We start from the raw sequence: 18,309 nt of genomic DNA on the forward strand, positions 1-18,309 counted from the left end.
TGAATTCATAGGCTAGACAGACTGCCTGTTCCCACAATCGGCCCGGTAGGCGCTCCTGTAGGCGAGCCCCCCTCAGGTTCGATGGAGATAGCCAGCGTTGCGGCGTCATCGAAATCTTCCGCCAGTTGCAACGTTACAGTCTGGCCTGCCTCTATTGTGCCGAGGGACCGCGGGACGCCATCGCCGGGGATAAACCACAGTTGCGGCACCGTGTCCGCATCTGAGGGAATTCCTACGGGCGAGACAAAAAGACGCTTATTGGCCGGATCATAGGTGAGGACCGCGACTGGTACGCCTTCCTCTGGCGCCAGCGTTGCCGATTCGAGCGTCACGGGTTCGATGCCGGTCAGTTCAGGTTCCGCGGGGGCCGAAACATCCGGCGCAACTGCCGGACGTTCCGGGATTGTCTGCCGCTCGGTCAGAAGGGCGGCGACCAACACTGCCGCCGCCGCAGTCATCGCGCTGCCGTACAGCCGCCAGAAGCGTAGTTTGCCCGGACTATTCATGACGTCCCCCGGATCTGAGTTTGCGGCACGGCGACCTTGTAATTCGGTTGCGATGCGAGCCCACATATCATCTGGGGCGTCCACAGGAGCGGCCTCGTCCAGCAGGGGGGCGAAGCGCTGCTCCCACAGATCGACTGCGCGCGCAAAGGCAGGGTCGCTTGCCCGCCGCGCTGCAAGCTGCGCAATCTCGGCGGCGTCCGGCAGCCCGAGCACGAATTCGGCAGCGGCGAGACCGTCGCCATCAAGGGGGATGGGGGCATCCTCACTCATGGACAAGGCAATCGCGAAGCCGGGCGAGGGCGCGCCGCATGCGGCTTTTCATCGTGGATAAGGGCACGTCGACTTTTTCGGCCAGCATTCTGTAACTAATGCCGCCCCAGAAAGCACTTCTTATGGCCGCCGCTGCCGCCTGGTCGAGCGTATCGAGACATTTTTCTAAGAGTTGGGCCTCTTCCTTGCGCTCCAGAGATTGCAGCGCCCCCGGCGACGGGTCTGCGCTTTCGAGCGCGACGGCGGGGACGGAGCCGGAAGGGACGATCCGGTCGGACCGCCTTTGCCGAAGGCGATCAAGCGCGCGGTTACGCGCGATTGTGCCTAACCAAGTGATAGGACTTGCCTTTGCGGAGTCGAACTGACCCGCCCGGTCCCATACGGTGATATATACTTTTTGCAGGACGTCCTCGGCTTCGCTGTGCTCGTTCAAAATACGCAGCACGATACCAAATAGCTTCGCCTGGGTTCGCCGATAGACTTCTGCCATGGCTTCGGAATTGCCAGTGGCGACGTCGTGAAGCAGTGAACTGAGTTCTTCCCGTGCGTTCACAAGCTCTCCGACAAGTTACTTCGCTACATATCGTTCAATTTGCTTGACCATCGGCGAAGGAACAGACTGCGTCAAGCGTATCTCCGCCATAGCGCGGAACCCGTGGGGTCCCTGCCATTGCGGTGCCGGCACGCACCCATAAAAAAATTTTGTCGCGCATCCGCGCATAATGGCGGCTCGTAGCTGTCACGACAGCTAGCCTTGCAATAGCGAGCCACTTGACGGCTGCTAACTCTCTAAACCGTCGATTTACAACGGGAACTAACAGACTCGGGGTCTTGTTGGGGCCTCGTTCGGGAGGATGCGTGAGAACGCGATGGCCGGACGAGCCTAGGGAAGGACAATCAATGCATCAGCCATTTTCATGGGCTCTGGATGTTCAGCGAAAATGCCTTCGATCTCCCGAAACCGACCGATTCGGTCACCCGGGGGTCGGAGCCGGCATATCGTTTGCGTTGAACTTGCCCTTCCACGTTTTTTTCGAATGAAGTTAAAAAAGAGGGAAGACGACATGACCAGAATACAGAAAAACAGCCTGATGCTAGCCGCAACAAGCGGCTTCGCGCTCATGCTCGCGCAGCCCGCGCTGGCCGACGAAACGGCGCCGTGTAACGAGGCCGCCGACGCGAATTCCACAGAATGCGGCGTCGACAGCGCGGCAGATGCCGAGGGTGCGACGGCCGTCGGCGCGGGTGCAGTGGCATCTGGTACGGACGCAGTGGCAGTCGGCGGCGACGATGCCGGGGCGGAACCCGCCACCGCCTCCGCTGCGTCGACGGTCGCGGTGGGCGGCGAGAGCGATGCGACGACGCCCGGCGCAACCGCCCTTGGGTGGCAGGCTCAGGCAACAGGGGCCATGGGAACCGCAGTCGGTCACCAGACGGTAGCATCCGGCGATCAGAGCTTTGCTGGTGGTGAGGATGCCGTGGCGTCCGGTTCCAATGCCGTTGCCATCGGCAATAAATCGGTTGCGGAGGGCGGCGACGCCATTGCCATTGGCGGCAATCGCGACTTTGTCGACTCAGACGGAAACGGAATTGCCGACGTCAACGAAGATGCCGACCCCGACAATGATGTCCGATCAACCACGGCTACTGGCCCATCGACGACGGCCGTAGGCGGCCAGGCCAATGCTGAGGGACCGGGAGCCACCTCCTATGGCTGGCGTGCCGACGCCGCTGCAGAGCGCGCCACGGCGCTCGGGCATCTGACCACAGCCCAGGGTGTTCGTTCCACTGCGGTCGGCGAGAATGCGGATGCACAGACCGACCTCTCCACGGCGATTGGCAATGAATCGATCGCGAACGGCGAAGATGCTCTTGCGATTGGTGATTCTGCCAATGCGCAGGGGGCATCGACAACGGCAGTTGGCGGCGAGAGCGTAGCCTCCACACCCGGTTCCACGGCACTTGGCTGGCAGGCCGAAGCAACCGGCGCAATGGCCACCGCGGTCGGCCACCAGACCGAAGCATCCGGAGACCAGAGCTTTGCAGGTGCCGAGGATGCGGTCGCATCCGGCAGCAACGCGATTGCGATTGGCAATAAGTCGGTAGCCTCTGGTGGAGACTCAATCGCCATTGGCGGCAATCGTGACTTCGTTGACGCGGACGGGGACGGCGTCGACGATAATGGAAATCAGGCCGCCGTCGCCACGGGGGCATCCACCACTGCCGTCGGTGGTCAATCCAATGCAAATGGCCCCGGCGCTACTGCTTATGGGTGGCGGTCCAATGCCAGTGCCGGGATGAGCACCTCGCTGGGCCATTTGTCAGAAGCATCCGGGACGGCATCGACCGCTGTCGGCGAAGGTGCGACCGCGTCTGGCGAAAATAGCGTCGCCATGGGTAATCAGGCGTCCGCTTCTGGCACGAATTCGATTGCCATCGGCAATGGCGCCACGGCAACGATGAACGAGCAGGTGGTTATCGGCAGTCTGGACGGTTCCACCAACAGCCAGACCGGCAGTATCAACTTCGTCACGGCGGATTCCAACGGTACGCTCGGCCTGTCGAACGTCGGTACGCCCGGCGGGCTTGCCAGTGCCAATGACGTAATGGCGAACACCACTGCCATCGCCAATAACAGTCAGGCCATTGGCGCCAACTCTGCAGCGATCAACACTCTGCAGGGGCAGACCGCCACGCTGTTCGACATGTCCGAAGAGAACCGCCGGGGCGTCGACCGGGCGACGGAAGGCGTCGCGCTGGCGATGTCGATGGAGACACCCGCCATCCCTGCTGGTGCCAAGTTCGCGCTGTCCGGCGGTGTCGGCTATTATGACGACAAGGCCGCCATCTCCTCCGCGATCAGCGCGGCCGTTGGACAGATGTCGTCCGTGTCCGCCGGCGTGGGCGTTGGGTTCGACAGCGGCAAGGTAGGCGCTCGCGCCGGGTTCCAGGTAGCTTTCTAAGCCCGGTTGGACAAAGCGATTGAATGGAAAAGGGCGGTCCTGTGCGGGGCCACCCTTTTTGTTTGCAGATCCCGTTATTTTTTCCAGAAACTCGGCAGAAACAGCATCAAGACGGTGAAAAGCTCCAACCGGCCCAGCAGCATTGAAAATGAGAGGAGCCACTTCGCTGCCGCTGGCAGGCCGGAGAAATTGCCGGCCGGGCCGATTTGGTCACCCAATCCCGGGCCGACATTCGCAAGAGCACTTACAGCGCCGCTCGCGCTGGTCAGAAAGTCCAGGCCCATCGCCATCAGCGCGATGGTAACCATCGAATAGCATACGAAGAAAATAGCGAAGAACACGATTACGGAAACGGCAACGTCCTCCCCCAGGGGCCGGCCCGCATAGCTTCTTGGAAAAACGCCGCGTGGGTAAAGCAAGCTGCGAAAATGACTTTGCAGTAGCTTCCAGAGAACTTCGAAGCGAAAAATCTTTATGCCGCCAGTTGTGGAGCCGGTGCAGCCCCCAACGAAAGCAAGGCCGAAGAAAACACCAACAGCCGCGCCGCCCCACAGCGTGTAATCCGTCGTCGCATATCCCGTCGTTGTGACGACCGAAACGATGTTGAAAGCAGACAGGCGTAAGGCATCCCATAATCCGAACCTGCCGGAGAGGAACAGATAAAGGGTCGCGCACACTATAGTGACGGCAAGGAAGCCCAGAAACGTTTTGACCTGTGTGTCCCAAAGCGATTTCCGATCGCCTGCGATCAGACGGACGTAGAGAACGAACGGCACGGAACCGGAGAGCATGAAAAGGATGGCGATCCACTGGATCCCATTATCGCTCCAGGCGCCAAACGACCTGTCGGATGTCGAAAAGCCGCCTGTAGCGACGGTCGTAAGCGCATGAACGATAGCATCGAACGGCGCCATCGCCGCGAGCCAATATGCAATCGCCGCCAGCGCCGTGAGGACAATATAAACCGAGCCGACTGCTGACGCGATGTGGCGAACGCGCGGCATTACCTTTTCCGAGCGATCCGAGGATTCCGTACGAAACAGCTGCATGCCGCCAATGCCGAGCGCGGGAAGCACCGCGATCGCCGTGGCGATGATCCCGATCCCTCCTACCCATTGCAGGAGCGCCCGCCATAAAAGAAAGCCAGGAGGCGCGGAATCGAGGTTGGTGACGACGGTAGCTCCGGTCGTCGTGAGCCCGGACATGGATTCGAAAAAGGCGTTCGTGATGTTGCCGCTCGTCTCGCCAAAATCGGTCATGAAGAACGGCAGGGCGCCGAACGTGACGGCTGTTAGCCAGGCCAGAGGGGTCAGAAGGAATGACTGTCGGACACTCATGCCACGTGCAAGGTCCTCAGGGGATGCCCGGCGGAAAAGCAGACCGATGAAAATGCAAAGGGGGCTGCTGAGTGCAAATGCGACCCAATCATTGTTTCCGGCGAAGATATCCACAAGGAGTGGCAGCGTCATGAGGCTCCCCACCGCAATCATTAAGAGACCGATGAGGTGAAGGACCGGCGAAACGTCGAACGTCCTCCGTTCGCCGGAATCCAGCAATGAACTGAGCGCCGTCACCCAAGAAGCCCCTTGCGCCCGGCGAACAGGGTTTCCGCGCGCTTCAGTGCATAATATTCTACGACTGCCACGACACGATCACCGGCAGCCAGCTGCGTTTCCGGCCGGGGAATGATCAGTTCATCGTCCCGCAAAACGGGCCCTAGGAGTATGCCCGCTGGGATGTTGACGTCGCGCAGAATACGTTGGGCAAGGGGCGATTTCTCGCCGAGCGTCACTTCCACTACCTCGCCGAAGTCGCCGCGTAGTGTATGAAGCGCGTGTACCGCCTCCGACCTCACATGACGAAGGACCGTGGAAATCGTCGTCGCGCTGGGACTGACCACCGTGTAGAGGCCGAGCGCGGGCAGTAGCGGCTCGTAAGACCGCTTGTTCACCAGCGTTATTGCGCGCGGACACCCCAGTCTTCTTGCGAGCACCGAGACAAAAATGTTGGTTTCGTCATCATCGGTAACCGCGATGATGGTTTCCGCTGCACCAACCTGGGCGTCCTCAAGAACCTCGCTCTCCAGGGCGTCGCCATGCAGGACAATCGTGGCATCGCCAAGCTCTCGCGCGATATATTCTGCTCTTTCCTTTCCGAATTCGATCATGCGGACGGCCACTTCGGGGGCGTCACGTGCCAATTGCCGGGCGAGGTGCAGACCAACATTTCCGCCGCCCACGATGGTCAGTTTTCGGGCGGCATGCTCCCGATGGCCAAAGCAATGCAGCACTTCTTTCGTCCGATCGGAGGGAACAACGACGTAGACGTCATCATCGGCACGAACCGTCTCCTGCATTGTCGGGAACTGAGCGACCCCGTCGCGAAAGAGCACGAGGAAGGCCGCACCGTCAAAAGGCGATCTCTTGTAGAGCTCGAGATAACGCTCGCCGATGATCTCCGCACCCTCGTCGCAATGCACGCCGATCAGTTGCAACCGTCCGTCGCCCAGGGTCTGCATATCGAAGGAGCCAGGCGTTTTCAGCCGACGAAAGATGGATTCGGCGATCTCAAGCTCGGGCGCGATGATCACGTCAATGGGCAGATGCTCTGCCGCGTAAAGTCCCTCGCGAACGGGCGTGATATAGCCGGTATGCCGAAGGCGCGCGATCCGCCGCTTCACGTTGAACAGCGAATAGGCGACCTGGCAGGAAACCATGTTCACCTCGTCCGAGCGGGTGACGGCGATCAGCAGATCGGCATCGTCGGCGCCTGCCCGTTCCAGGATGCGGGGATGGGAAGCGTGGCCAAGGATGCCGCGAACCTCGTAGCTTTCGTCGACTCGCCTCACCTGATCCGGATCGGCGTCGATGACCGTCACATGCATTCCTTCGCGAGCGAGTTGACGCGCGATGGTCGAGCCTACCTGTCCGGCTCCACAGATGACCACCTTCATAATTTATCCCCCCGCCAGCAGACCCAGCCGCCGCATCTCGTTTTACGTGCGGGCAGTAAATTTGAAACGCCCGATGCATTCATCCCAATTTCGTTATCGCATATGGCCAGTCTGGTGAACCTTTGGCTGGAAAAGGCCGTGGCCGGACTGGACACTTCCCCCCCAGACTGCGCTATGTGATCAATCATGGCTGCCACCCGGAAAAAGACATCCACTCTGCGGGCCGAGCCTGCCTCGTCCATTACCCTGCGGCGCCGATCTCCGCGGCCAGCCTGGATGACGGTTGGCTGGCGCGCCCTTGCCTTGGTGGCCCTGCTGCTTTCGATCATTACCATTCATTGGATAGAAAGGGATAAGTTCGTCGACGAATTGGACGGTGACGTCAGCTTCGTCGATGTGATCTATTTCACCATGATTAGCGCGACGACGACGGGTTATGGCGACATCGTTCCCGTCACAGACAGCTCAAGGCTGTTCGACGCCCTGGTGGTAACACCGATCCGAATTTTTATCGTGCTGCTGTTTGTGGGAACAGCGTATACTTTTGTAATCAGACGGACTTGGGACAGGTGGATTATGGCGCGCCTTCAAAAGCGACTATGCGATCATATCGTCATTGCCGGCTATGGGACCAGCGGTGCCGACGCAGTCGCGGAGCTGATTGCGCGGGGCACCCCGCCTGAACGCATCGTGGTCGTGGATTCCAATGACGACGCCCTTGTTCGGGCAGAGGGGCTGGGGTGCATTGTCGCGCAGGGGGATGCGACGCGCGACGAGACGCTGCGAGAGGTCCACGTTGCCGATGCCAAGGTAATGATCGTTTCCGCAGGCCGGGACGACACATCCATCCTTATCTGTCTTACAGCGCGGCATCTGGCACCGAATGTGCGGATCAGCGTTTCGGTTCGGGCGCAGGACAACGAATTGCTGGCGCGGCAAGCGGGCGCAACCACCGTGATCAACCCGGTCAGTTTCGCCGGATTATTGCTGGCGGGTTCGGCCCATGGCGCCGACACGTCCGATTATATGGCTGATCTCGCGTCAACCCATGGTCGTGTACGGCTGGTGCAAAGAGACGTGGAGCCGAATGAAGTCGGCGCGTCCCTGCGCGACATCACGTCCGGCCTGGGCGTACGCATCTATCGAGATGGCAAGCCGCTTGGGTTTTGGGAAATGGAGGTTCAGGAACTGAGAGCCGACGACAAAATCATCGAAATCGTGCCCTGCGTTGCCACCGAAGCCGAATTCCGACCGCAGGCACCGGCAGTGCCGGCAAAGGGCTGATCGGCTTTACCCGGTCGACCACTTATATTGCTGGATAGCCACCATTCACGGCAAGAGTGGCGCCCGTGATCCAGCTGGCCTCCTGCGAAGCCAGAAATAGCGCGGCCGATGCCACGTCTTCGGGTGTGCCCAGCCGACCACAGGGGATCTGCCGCACGATTTCACTGGCATAGGGTTCGCCAATCGTATTCATGTGCCCCAGGCAGAGGGTATTGGCCGTCACCCCATATTCGGCGGTCTCCAGCGCGATGTGCCTCATGAAATGAGCTGCTCCCGCCTTAGCCGCGCCGTAGACCGAGACCCCCGGCACGGCCGCAATGCGTCCTGCATCAGAGGATATCGTAACAATCCTGCCCCAGCCCCGGTCGCGCATTCCCGGCAAGAGGGCATGCGTGCAGTTCAGGACGCCCCTCATATTGACTGAGAGAAAGGCATCCCAATCTTCAGGCCGCATGTCGGCGAAAGGGGTGGGCACAAACTGACTGCCTCCGGCATTTCCAGCATTGTTGACCAATATGTCGATGCCGCCATTATCCCGTGCCAGCTTTTCGCAACTGTCGCGTACCGCGGTAAGGGACGTTATGTCGAACGCAGCCGCGATTGCCTGGCCGTCTTCACGCAGGATGCTGGCAGCCGTCTCCTCAGCGCGCTCCGGTACGAGATCGTTGACGATAACCCGCGCGCCCTGCCGCGCCATCATCGATGCGATGCCTGCGCCCATGCCGGACCCCGCGCCGCTGATGAAGGCGACTTTGCCGTCTAGACGAAATATTGGTCCACCGCTCATCGAAACCCCCGTCCCATCTGAGGCCCGTCCCATCTGAGGAATGCCTCGCACCGCGCCCATAAGCGCTGAGCGTCGAAGGTCAATCAACCGAGCTGTAAGTGCGGCAAGGGCAGGGGAGCAGGGCGCACTGGCCACAAGGACCACGTATCTGCAAATGCACCTTGCTTGCGGCGCGGCACCTGCCTAGAGGCGCGGGTGTCGGGGAGTAGCGCAGCCTGGTAGCGCATCTGTTTTGGGAACAGAGGGTCGCAGGTTCGAATCCTGTCTCCCCGACCATTTTATTTTCGGCTCACGACGGAGATACTCCGTATTTCAGCGGGTCTCGCCAATCTGCTGCCGATTTCCTTTAGACTTTGCCTGCTGGGCAACTCGTTCTCTTCTGGCGTGTCGCCCCCACGATGTCGTAGGCTGGGCATATGAATTTACATCTGCCTGTCGAACAAACTACCATTTTTGAGGAAATGTCGCTTCTGGCGCGGCAGCATGATGCGATAAATTTGGGGCAGGGCTTTCCGGACAGGGATGGTCCGGCCGAAATTCGGCAGGCTGCGGCCGATGCGATCATGGCTGGTCCCAATCAGTATCCGCCCATGCGCGGCTTACCCCTGTTGAGGGAGGCGGTGGCGACGCATTACGCCCAACATCAGGGGCTTGGCATCACCGCTGAAAATGTTCTGATCACGTCGGGGGCTACGGAGGCGTTGGCGGCCTCGATATTGTCGCTGATCGAGCCTGGCGACAAGGTGGTCATGATCGAGCCGATGTACGACGCCTATTTGCCCTTGGTGCGGCAGGCGGGCGGTGTTCCGCATTTCATCACGCTGCGTCCACCCGAATGGCGTCTGGACGCCGAGACGCTGGATCGTGTCATCGACCCGACCACAAAGGCAATCGTCTTCAACAACCCGTTAAATCCCGCTGGGCGGGCGTTTACTCGTGAGGAGCTGTCGCTGCTGGCGGATGTCTGCATCCGTAACGATGTAATCGTTATTTCCGATGAGGTGTGGGAGCATATCGTCTTTGACGGACGCACCCACGTTCCGCTGCACGGCCTGCCGGGTATGGCGGAGCGCACGATCAAGATCGGATCGGCCGGCAAGATATTTTCCCTGACGGGATGGAAGGTGGGTTTCGCCATAGCGCCGCCGCCGCTTCTGGCCGCAATGACCAGGATGCACCAGTATCTGACGTTCAGCACGCCCCCGGCGCTGCAGATCGGCACGGCACATGGCCTGACCATGTCGCCGTCATATTTCACTGGAATGCGTGAAGGCTTTGCGCGGAGCCGCGATACCCTGGCGAAAAGCCTCGCGGCAGAGGGGCTGAGCGTTCTGCCAAGCGAGGGAACCTATTTCCTCTGCATCGATCTCAGCGCCTCCGGGATCGACATGGACGACAGATCCTTCTGTCTGAAGATGGTTCAGGAGGCTGGAGTGGCGATGATCCCCTTGTCGCCCTTCTATGCGTCTCAGAAAGAAGACCGTATTGTCAGGCTCTGCTTTGCCAAGGCCGATGAGCTGCTGATCGAGGCCGCTCTCCGCCTGGGCCAGAGCATTATGCGCCTAAGCTAGGGATCGCTGTTGTCGTAGAGCCGTCGCCATCCAGTGTTCGGATTTCATGCCGTTGCAGGTAAGATGGGTCGAACTCGGCAATATGACATAATTCGGGGAAGTCGCGGATAAGCAATGTTTTGTAGGAGGTTTCGATCAGACCTCTTTCACGCAATGCGGACACGGTTCGATTCGTATGGATCTGGGTGATTCCAATCGTATCCGCGATTTGAACCTGCGTCAGTGGCAGCTTAATTTCAACGACATCGTCGCCCTTTACTGCATTAAGGCGTATAGCGATTTCGCAGAATAGATGCGCTACGCGCTGCAGCGCTGGTTTCGCCCCCAAACACTTCAACCATTCAGATATGCGGGCATTTTCAACCAGCGAAAGCCAGAGGAATGTATTGGCGATGCCCGGCATCTGCATTTTCAACGCGCAAAGCCTGGCGCGGGGAAAGGAAATGATACTGCCATCGGTGATCATCTGAACGAAATCACCGGATTCCTGATCGATCAGTGCATCAAGGTTGATGACGTCGCCGGGAAGATAGAGGGTGGAAATTGGCTGCTTTCCGGACTCTGTTGTCGCCGCACGGCACGCCCAGCCTTTTACCAGCAGATGGACGTCGGATTCCTTGCTACGCGGAGTATGAAGCTCTGTGCCTGCTTCGACGGCTTTTTCGCCTTTTGCGATGTCGTTCAGCGCCTGCCATTCGGCCTCACTCACATAATTGGGATAAGCGATAAGGGAGTTTGATAGGGGGCTGAATTCCGGATGCGGCTCGCCATGCAATAACGACCTCACAGTACCGCTACCAAGCCGCTCAGGGTCCCCCTCTTGATTGTGCGGCAAGGGCATTCTGCTCTCCATCAATGCGGGCTTTAAGAAGGGCTGCAAGAAGGCTTATCAGCAAGCCAGCTAAGTTCTGACCTTGGTAAAAAACCGTACCATCGGTGAACTGCCGAGAAAAAACTAAACCAAAAGCATTCGATGTTCCGAAAGGGCACATTTCTCGCCGACGCGACAAAAAAAGTCACAGAATGGCGATCAATAGTCGCTTTCGCTGTCGAAACAGCCGGAGGCCCACGTCTTGACTTCGTCCAAGGACGTAAACAGCATCGGCCAATCAAATTCGACGCCGAATGTCTCCTCAACGTACCAAAGCCCCGTGAGATCCCCATGTGCTTCAGAATCCAGTCGTACGAGGACCGCCACGAGCCGGTTGTCGACGAAAACCAGTTGGCCAGTCTCGTCTTCGCTGCCGGTCGCGAGTAGAATCGGTTGATATGCGAGTCTAGCCATGAACCGCCTTAACGCGCTGTCCGTGTGCGGCGCGACGTAATAGGTTAGCTTTTTCAAGAATCGTGGGATTTCGCCTGATAATTGTCTGCGTAAAGATAGGCTGCATCAAAACCAGCCATGGTGCATAGCTGCTCCGCCTGAACAACTTGCAGCTTGCCATTCTGCAGAATGATGATGTTCTGCTGCCGTAACCGTTGAATGATGCGGTTGACGGTTACCGGCGTCAAACCGACCGTGTCTGCCAACTGTACCTGGCTGACAGGAAAAGACATCACGTCGCCATCAGCATTGCCGATTATCGCCATTCGCTTCCAAAGCTCGCAGAGCAAATGAGCCACCCGGCGTTCGGGCGAGCGGCGTCCCAGATTGGCGATCCATTCCTGCAGCGTTGCCCTTTCGACACACGCCGCCCACGCCAGCGCTATGGCAATCCTGGGGTGATCGCGTTCGGTTTCCAGCAGTGTTTGCTTGGATATTTGGCAGACCGTCGCATGTCCGATCGCTTCCATCTCGTGATCGAAGCCGCCAAACACATCCGTATCTCTTTCGGACATATCCCCGGGAAGCAAATATGCCAGGATCTGGCGGCCGCCATCGGGCAGGATTTTGTAACGCTGAGCCCACCCGTCGACCAACAGGTACACGTCGCCCGGTTTTCCAAGGTCGTTACCGAGGCCATCGCCGGACAGGCGCTGGACGCCATATTCCCCCAGCCGGGCGAGGGCGCGGCGCTCGGCAGTTGTGAAATCGCAAAAAGCCAGCAGCTTTCGCGTCAGGGGGTTGAGCATATTTCCGCTTTATACGCTCGATAAAAGCAGACGCCTTAAAGCGGTATAAGGCAGGCCTCATGGATCGGTCATAGCAATAGTCGTGGCTCCCCCGTCAATATAGTGGGGCTTCAGGAGCGGGCCGTACCGCCTCCTCGCTCTAAAACAGGGAATAAAATGACCAACCCATCGCAAGATTCGGTGCGGAATTATCTTCTGCGGCTGATGAGCCCCGATGATTTCTCGCTGATCTGCAGTAACCTCGTGCCGTTTAAAGCTGATCAAGGCACAATATTGTACAAAAATGACGGCCCCATCGAACAGGCTTACTTTTTCGAAGCGGGGGCGGGTTCCCTTATCACTATGTCCAGGGAAGGTTAGGCCGCAGAAAGCGGGCTATTCGGTCGCGATGGTTTTTGCCCGACCGCCCTCATCATGGGTTCCGACCGGTCCGCTTGTGACTGCGTCGTGCAGGTACCTGCCGAGGGACACCGGATGCCGGTTGATTTTCTTGTAGCTGCGGTGGAAAGCCGTGCGAGTTTACGCAATCTTCTGCTGCGCTATGTGCAGGCGCAGAACGTTCAGACGGCCCACACCGCATTGTCGAATGCCGTGCACCATGTGGACCAACGGCTGGCACGCTGGCTGCTTATGATTCACGACCGCATCGATGGACATGAACTGCAGGTCACACATGAATTTCTATCGCTGATGCTGGCGGTCAGAAGGCCCAGCGTTATGACGGCATTGCACACGCTTGAGGGAGAACTGCTCATCCGGTCAGAGCGCGGTTGCATCATTGTGCGCGACCGCCCGGCGCTGGAGGCTTACGCCCGCGGCGCTTATGGATCGCCCGAAGCCGAATATGAACGGCTGCTGATGCCGGTAAGGCGGCAAGACTAGGGGCATTTGTCTCTTGTCGCAGCCGTGCTGACCAGGCTGCTTTCGATCCGATTCTGATTCGGCCTGCGTCGGCAGGGAAAATACGCTTCACCCCCTTTCATCCGCTCGGCGCGCCGCGACCGCCTGCGCGCCCTAATGCTGGTTCCGATACATAACGGCTCTATAGAGGTATGATTTTCGTCCATATCGGATAAAGAATTTGACCAGCTATCAACAGCATCGGCCCCGTGTTCAACTGGCCTTATCGCAGCGGCTTACAGCGCAGATCGCAGCGCATTTGCAAGAATGGGAGGTGGTGTTCACCTCTAGTGACCCTGCATCCATCCTGAACGCCGATGGCCCGACGCGATTGATGGGAGCCAGCGCGCTGTTGGTGGAAATCAACGCCGCGAGTATTGCGGACAATTACACCCAGCTGCAGGATATTCTTGAAAAGCTGGCAGTTCGTCGCCGGGTTGTCGCCGTTATGGACCCAGCTTCATTGGACGAAATTGGCCCCCTTATGGATGTTCCGAACCTCGAATTCCTTGTCTGGCCGGGGAAGAAGGAAGAATTAATGGGGGTCCTGCAACCGATTGATCTGTCCAAGCGGGTGGCGGAGCATGTGAAGCGAGAAGGCCAGATCGATCTGGATAGTCTGCGCGGGGAAATCGAGCGGATTGCCCAGGCGCTAGGCGCCCTCGTCAGTGCAAGCGGCCAGCCGCGCGAAACTGCCTCAGCGAATGAGAGGACGCCGATCGAAAGTGCGCGGCTGATCCGTGGCATTATCGACAGCCGGCGTGCCCGAACGGATTTTTTCCCCCCCGATTTGTTTGCAGACCCCGCCTGGGACATACTTCTGGATCTGGCGGCAGCAAGGCACGAGGGGGTGCCGGTTTCCATCTCCAGCCTTTGTATTGCCGCCAATGTTCCAACCACCACCGGGTTGCGATGGATCAAGGGCCTGACCGATTCCGGTCTGCTGGTTCGGGAGGCTGACCCAGAGGATGGCCGGCGCAGCTTTGTGACCCTGTCCGATGACACGGCAGCCCTAATGGAACGCTATCTGGACGTGATCGCCTAGAACGGCAGGATTTGCCGCTCTTCCGAAAACTTCAGATAGCCTACATTCGCGCCGACCCGCCATCCCACGCCCAGCTTCACGGGGACGACGGCAATATTGTCGCGTTGCAGATAATTAGCCGTGAAACCGCCGACGACGTAAACCTTACCCTCGACTGCGGGATATCGCCGGTAGAGGTCTTCCGTATCATATAGGTCGTAGATCAGCGTAAAGACACGGTTGGCATCTCCGCCGACGTCGAAACCTATGGATGGCCCGGTCCAGTAGACGTCGCGTTTACCTTCCACCCGGTGGTAAAGCGTTCCCGCACCATAGCGGAGGCCTACGCCGATGGCGCCAGACCCCTCTCTTCCCACGATATAGGCATTTGGCCGGCCACGATCATTGACCACATCCTCAATCAGCTTGGCCAATCCCTCCGCGCCCTTGCCAAAGACGCCCTCTGCCGCAGCAACGAGTTCCGCCTCATCAAAGCCTTCTTCTGACGTGGGATTTTCGCTGGGTGCAGTTTCGACGGTGTCGGCGGTGGCGCCCGTTGGCGGCGGAACATCTCCGCCAGACGTCGCGCAGCCGCCGAGCATCAGGAGAGAGCTGATCGCCCCCAGGAATTTAAGCCTGCACTCCGACATATCATACATCCTCGCATACGCCGCCCGTTCCCTGCCGCCTAACGACACTTGGCAGAACGGATCAACCTTCATGAGCTTGTCGCTTGCTTTCGAGGCAGGTTCGTGATCAAACCTATGAAAAGAGCTATAAGCTTATGTAATTAAGTATATTGGGAGGATGGGCCAGCGTGCGTAGTCTGGACGAGATGATTCAGCGGGTCTCTATACGAAGTGCCGCCGACATTCTTCCTGCGGCGCAGGCACTGCATAAAGAGTGTAGTCGATGGCTGCCCGGCTGGTGGTTCGTTCCGACGCCGAACATCGCGTCAAAGGCGCCAATGGTGGATGGCGACGGGAATATTCTGGTTCTGAGCGTCTTCGGTTTCTCGGAGGAAACGGAGCAATCCTGGGAGGAAAGCCGCATCGCGCTTCATTCTCCGCTGCATCGTGCCTGCCGGTACGAAAGCGAGCCTTTCTGGGCGAACGAACAGGGCTTTCACACGGCGCAGCACAACCCGTATCTGGATGACATTGACACCAGCAACTTTGAGAAGCGGGCGCAGTGTCCAGCGGCCGTGGCAATTCCGATTCACCTGCCGTTCGGCGTTATCGGTGCGCTTTTCTTTGGACCGAAAGACCCGGAGAAACTCGACCTCTCTGCTGAGTTCGCCGAACATTCCGACGAATTATCGGTTTATGCCCACAGGCTGATCGCGGGTTATCAAAAGGTCATGCGGAAGCGCCAATGGTTGCCGGCCAATTGCCAGCTGACGAAGCGTGAGGTCGAATGCCTAAGGTGGGCTTCGATCGGCAAAACGGACAAGGAGATCAGCATTATCCTGTCCCGCAGCCACGCCACCGTACGTTTTCATATCCAGAATGCGGGTGAGAAGCTGGATGCCGTCAATCGCAGCCAAACCATCTTCAAGGCGGGGCAGCTTGGGTATCTGGGCTTAGCGGCCTGACGATACGAGCCACGAACACGACGGAGGAACGCCGCTTCATTTGCTTCCTGCGCAGATATCGTTAGATTCTGTCGCTGAATGGCAACACAGCTACATTTGAGCAACACGCGCAGGCACCCGGGCAATAGGCTGTCGCGCATGGCCCGCGTCCGCAAGCGGCTGAGCCGCATGTCCGGCCGCGTAGAATTTTATCCCCGCTTTGAAATTACGCTGGGTCTGTTGGCGCTCATTGCGGGTTTTGTCGGCTATCTGTCGTTGACCGGCGAAATCGAGACCGCTTCCCTTGGGCCGACCGGGCGTACGCTCCTGCTCGTCGGCGTCATGGTACCGCTGATGGGATTGTTCATATTGATCGCCCGCCGTCTGGCGCTGCTTTGGTTGGAGCGTCGCCGAGGTTTGCTCGGCGCGCGTATGCATGTGCGTCTTGTCGGCTTGTTTGCGGGCCTCGCTGCCGTGCCCACCATCCTAGTGGTCGTCTTTGCCTCAATCCTCTTTCAATCGGGAACGGCGTTCTGGTTCTCCGACAGGGCGCAAACGGTGTTGCGCAATGCGGAGGAGGTGGCGCAGGCCTATGTCGAAGAAAACCAGCAGCGGATCATTGGCGATATCGTCGCCATGGGAGGGGATCTGGACGGCTATGCCCGCGATTATGGCATAGCCGACGAGACCTTTGCCGATGGTGTCGCCTGGCAGATTGCGGCGCGCGGGCTCAGCGAAGCGATCGTTTTCCGGCCCCGCGCCGGGGGCGGCTTCACTGTATATGCGTCTCAGGGCGAGACCGATGCTCTCGGCGAACGCCAGGTGCTGGAACAACGCATTCTTCCCGGTGACCTTATTCGGGCAACGGGAGGGGACACAGCGATCCTGGGCGGACGCAACGATCGCGTCGAGGCGATCGTGCGGATAAATCCTGGCGATCAAACCTATCTATACGCCAGCCGCACAGTGGACCCCGGTGCTGTGCAGGCAGCTGACCGGGCGGCTGGTGCTCGATCGGAATATTCTGATCTGCTCGCGAACAGCGCTGGCCTGCAATGGCGTTTCAACCTGATGCTGGGCGGCGTGGCGCTGCTTATCCTGGCAGCGGCAATTCTGTCGGGCCTATGGCTCGCCAACCGGCTGACCTCTCCGATTGCCCGGCTGGCCGAAGCGGCCGAACGATTGGGGGAGGGCGATCTGGCAGCGCGGGTTCCCGTGCGCGGCAGCCCGGATGAACTCGGTACGCTGGCACGAAGCTTCAATCGCATGGCAAGGCAGTTGGAAAGTCAGACTGGTGCCCTTGTGGGCGCCAATGCCGAGGCAGAAGAGCGCCGCCGATTCATAGAGGCTGTCATGCAAGGCGTCACTGCGGGCGTCATCTCTGTGGATGCCTCTGGCCGCATCGCCCTGGTGTCAACGGCCGCCGAAGAATTGCTGGCGACGACCAGAGCGGCTTTGCTGCAGCGGTCGCTGGCGGATGCGGTGCCGGAATTTTCCGAACTGCTGGCCCGGGCCCAAACCGGGAATATCGCGCAGGGCGAAGTGCGCATTGCACGCGACGGGGATACGCAGATCCTGCTCGTGCGGGCAGGGGCCGTTCCAGGAGGTACGCTTGGCCACGTCCTGACGTTCGACGACATAACACAACAACTTGCGGATCAGCGACGTGCAGCATGGGCGGACGTGGCGCGCAGGATCGCGCACGAGATTAAGAATCCGCTGACGCCGATCCAATTGTCGGCGGAGCGGCTGCAGCGGCGCTATGGTAACAAGCTCACCGCCGACGCCGACATTTTTGAGGCGTTGACCAGTACGATCGTCCGGCAGGTCGGCGATTTGCGCCGCATGGTGGACGAATTTTCTTCCTTTGCGCGCATGCCCAAGCCGGTGTTCGAGCGAGAATCTCTGGCAGAAATCGCGCGCCAGGCATTGTTTCTGCAGGAGGTGGGTAATCCTGGCATATCCTACAGCCTGGAGGTCGAGGAAGGACTGCCCGATCTGGTCTGCGACCGGCGACAAATCGCTCAGGCGTTGACGAACTTGATGAAGAACGCGGCGGAGGCCTTGCAAGGAGATGAGCGGACCGTGCCGTCCAAGATCGAGACGCTTCTTTCGACGCACGACGAACAGATCAGGATCGACGTTTGCGACAATGGTCCGGGCTTGCCAGACGCTTTGCGCGAACGAGTTACCGAGCCGTACGTCACGACGCGCGAAAAGGGAACAGGACTGGGGCTCGCGATCGTCAGCAAGATCGTCGAGGAGCATGCGGGAACGCTTTTGTTTCTCGACCGGGATTCCGGGGGAATGTGTGTCAGGATGACATTCGACATCAATCTGCTGGCGCGCCACTTGGGCGAGGGCGACGACCAACCATCTCAAATTGTTGTGGAGGGCTAAGGAAA

General features: G+C 59.1%; 17 protein-coding genes and 1 tRNA gene. 9 read left to right on the forward strand and 9 right to left on the reverse strand.

The window, feature by feature from the left end:
- Nucleotides 1-5: 5 nt before the first annotated feature.
- Both ACSMXM_RS03520 and ACSMXM_RS03525 read right to left on the reverse strand, forming a co-directional pair.
- Nucleotides 6-776 (reverse strand): anti-sigma factor, encoded by a 771-nt coding sequence (locus tag ACSMXM_RS03520; RefSeq protein ID WP_460313997.1) that lies wholly within the window; start codon nucleotides 774-776, stop codon nucleotides 6-8.
- Entirely contained in the window at nucleotides 769-1,329 is a 561-nt protein-coding gene (locus tag ACSMXM_RS03525; RefSeq protein WP_460313999.1) for a sigma-70 family RNA polymerase sigma factor, read from the reverse strand. Before ACSMXM_RS03525 ends, ACSMXM_RS03520 begins: the two co-directional genes overlap by 8 nt.
- Nucleotides 1,330-1,840: 511 nt before the next feature.
- Between ACSMXM_RS03525 and ACSMXM_RS03530 the strand changes: the two genes are divergently transcribed.
- Nucleotides 1,841-3,739, forward strand: a complete 1,899-nt coding sequence (locus ACSMXM_RS03530) for a YadA-like family protein (RefSeq protein WP_460314001.1) — start codon at nucleotides 1,841-1,843, stop codon at nucleotides 3,737-3,739.
- Nucleotides 3,740-3,813: 74 nt separating this feature from the next.
- Here the strand turns inward: ACSMXM_RS03530 and ACSMXM_RS03535 are convergent, their stop codons facing one another.
- Together ACSMXM_RS03535 and trkA are read right to left on the reverse strand one after the other, a co-directional pair.
- Nucleotides 3,814-5,208, reverse strand: coding sequence for a TrkH family potassium uptake protein (locus tag ACSMXM_RS03535; protein WP_460314003.1), 1,395 nt, complete (start codon nucleotides 5,206-5,208; stop codon nucleotides 3,814-3,816).
- A gap of 101 nt (nucleotides 5,209-5,309) precedes the next feature.
- Nucleotides 5,310-6,692, reverse strand: coding sequence for a Trk system potassium transporter TrkA (gene trkA / locus ACSMXM_RS03540; protein ID WP_460314004.1), 1,383 nt, complete (start codon nucleotides 6,690-6,692; stop codon nucleotides 5,310-5,312).
- 276 nt (nucleotides 6,693-6,968) lie between these two features.
- Between trkA and ACSMXM_RS03545 the strand changes: the two genes are divergently transcribed.
- Nucleotides 6,969-7,976, forward strand: coding sequence for a potassium channel family protein (locus ACSMXM_RS03545; protein WP_460314006.1), 1,008 nt, complete (start codon nucleotides 6,969-6,971; stop codon nucleotides 7,974-7,976).
- A gap of 22 nt (nucleotides 7,977-7,998) precedes the next feature.
- On the opposite strand, the gene ACSMXM_RS03550 is transcribed toward ACSMXM_RS03545, so the two are convergent.
- Entirely contained in the window at nucleotides 7,999-8,763 is a 765-nt protein-coding gene (locus tag ACSMXM_RS03550) for an SDR family NAD(P)-dependent oxidoreductase (RefSeq protein WP_460314008.1), read from the reverse strand.
- Nucleotides 8,764-8,962: 199 nt separating this feature from the next.
- Here ACSMXM_RS03550 and ACSMXM_RS03555 point away from each other — a divergent pair.
- Both ACSMXM_RS03555 and ACSMXM_RS03560 read left to right on the forward strand, forming a co-directional pair.
- Nucleotides 8,963-9,039: transfer RNA gene (locus ACSMXM_RS03555), tRNA-Pro, on the forward strand.
- A 140-nt stretch (nucleotides 9,040-9,179) separates the two neighbouring features.
- Nucleotides 9,180-10,334 carry an aminotransferase gene (locus ACSMXM_RS03560; protein WP_460314010.1) on the forward strand — a complete coding sequence of 385 codons (1,155 nt, stop codon included), beginning with the start codon at nucleotides 9,180-9,182 and terminating at the stop codon, nucleotides 10,332-10,334.
- Here ACSMXM_RS03560 and ACSMXM_RS03565 read toward each other — a convergent pair.
- The 3 genes from ACSMXM_RS03565 to ACSMXM_RS03575 form a co-directional block, all read right to left on the reverse strand.
- Nucleotides 10,318-11,175, reverse strand: coding sequence for a Crp/Fnr family transcriptional regulator (locus tag ACSMXM_RS03565; RefSeq protein ID WP_460314012.1), 858 nt, complete (start codon nucleotides 11,173-11,175; stop codon nucleotides 10,318-10,320). The two genes, ACSMXM_RS03560 and ACSMXM_RS03565, sit on opposite strands and share 17 nt — an antisense overlap.
- Before the next feature lie 189 nt (nucleotides 11,176-11,364).
- Nucleotides 11,365-11,619, reverse strand: coding sequence for a hypothetical protein (locus ACSMXM_RS03570; RefSeq protein WP_460314014.1), 255 nt, complete (start codon nucleotides 11,617-11,619; stop codon nucleotides 11,365-11,367).
- 53 nt (nucleotides 11,620-11,672) lie between these two features.
- Nucleotides 11,673-12,224, reverse strand: coding sequence for a Crp/Fnr family transcriptional regulator (locus ACSMXM_RS03575; protein ID WP_460316350.1), 552 nt, complete (start codon nucleotides 12,222-12,224; stop codon nucleotides 11,673-11,675).
- Between ACSMXM_RS03575 and ACSMXM_RS03580 the strand changes: the two genes are divergently transcribed.
- From ACSMXM_RS03580 to ACSMXM_RS03590, 3 genes are all read left to right on the forward strand, one after another.
- Entirely contained in the window at nucleotides 12,111-12,431 is a 321-nt protein-coding gene (locus ACSMXM_RS03580; protein ID WP_460316443.1) for a hypothetical protein, read from the forward strand. The two genes, ACSMXM_RS03575 and ACSMXM_RS03580, sit on opposite strands and share 114 nt — an antisense overlap.
- A gap of 450 nt (nucleotides 12,432-12,881) precedes the next feature.
- Nucleotides 12,882-13,289 carry a Crp/Fnr family transcriptional regulator gene (locus ACSMXM_RS03585; protein ID WP_460314016.1) on the forward strand — a complete coding sequence of 136 codons (408 nt, stop codon included), beginning with the start codon at nucleotides 12,882-12,884 and terminating at the stop codon, nucleotides 13,287-13,289.
- A gap of 199 nt (nucleotides 13,290-13,488) precedes the next feature.
- Nucleotides 13,489-14,352, forward strand: a complete 864-nt coding sequence (locus ACSMXM_RS03590; protein WP_460314018.1) for a winged helix DNA-binding protein — start codon at nucleotides 13,489-13,491, stop codon at nucleotides 14,350-14,352.
- Here ACSMXM_RS03590 and ACSMXM_RS03595 read toward each other — a convergent pair.
- Nucleotides 14,349-14,981, reverse strand: coding sequence for a DUF1134 domain-containing protein (locus ACSMXM_RS03595; protein WP_460314019.1), 633 nt, complete (start codon nucleotides 14,979-14,981; stop codon nucleotides 14,349-14,351). The two genes, ACSMXM_RS03590 and ACSMXM_RS03595, sit on opposite strands and share 4 nt — an antisense overlap.
- A 167-nt stretch (nucleotides 14,982-15,148) precedes the next feature.
- On the opposite strand from ACSMXM_RS03595, the gene ACSMXM_RS03600 reads away from it, so the two are divergent.
- Nucleotides 15,149-15,925: a LuxR C-terminal-related transcriptional regulator gene (locus ACSMXM_RS03600; RefSeq protein WP_460314020.1), complete on the forward strand. Its 777-nt coding sequence runs from the start codon at nucleotides 15,149-15,151 to the stop codon at nucleotides 15,923-15,925.
- A 138-nt stretch (nucleotides 15,926-16,063) separates the two neighbouring features.
- Entirely contained in the window at nucleotides 16,064-18,304 is a 2,241-nt protein-coding gene (locus ACSMXM_RS03605; protein ID WP_460314022.1) for a sensor histidine kinase NtrY-like, read from the forward strand.
- The last annotated feature ends 5 nt before the right edge of the window (nucleotides 18,305-18,309 follow it).

The sequence above is a fragment of the Pacificimonas sp. ICDLI1SI03 genome (assembly GCF_054740865.1).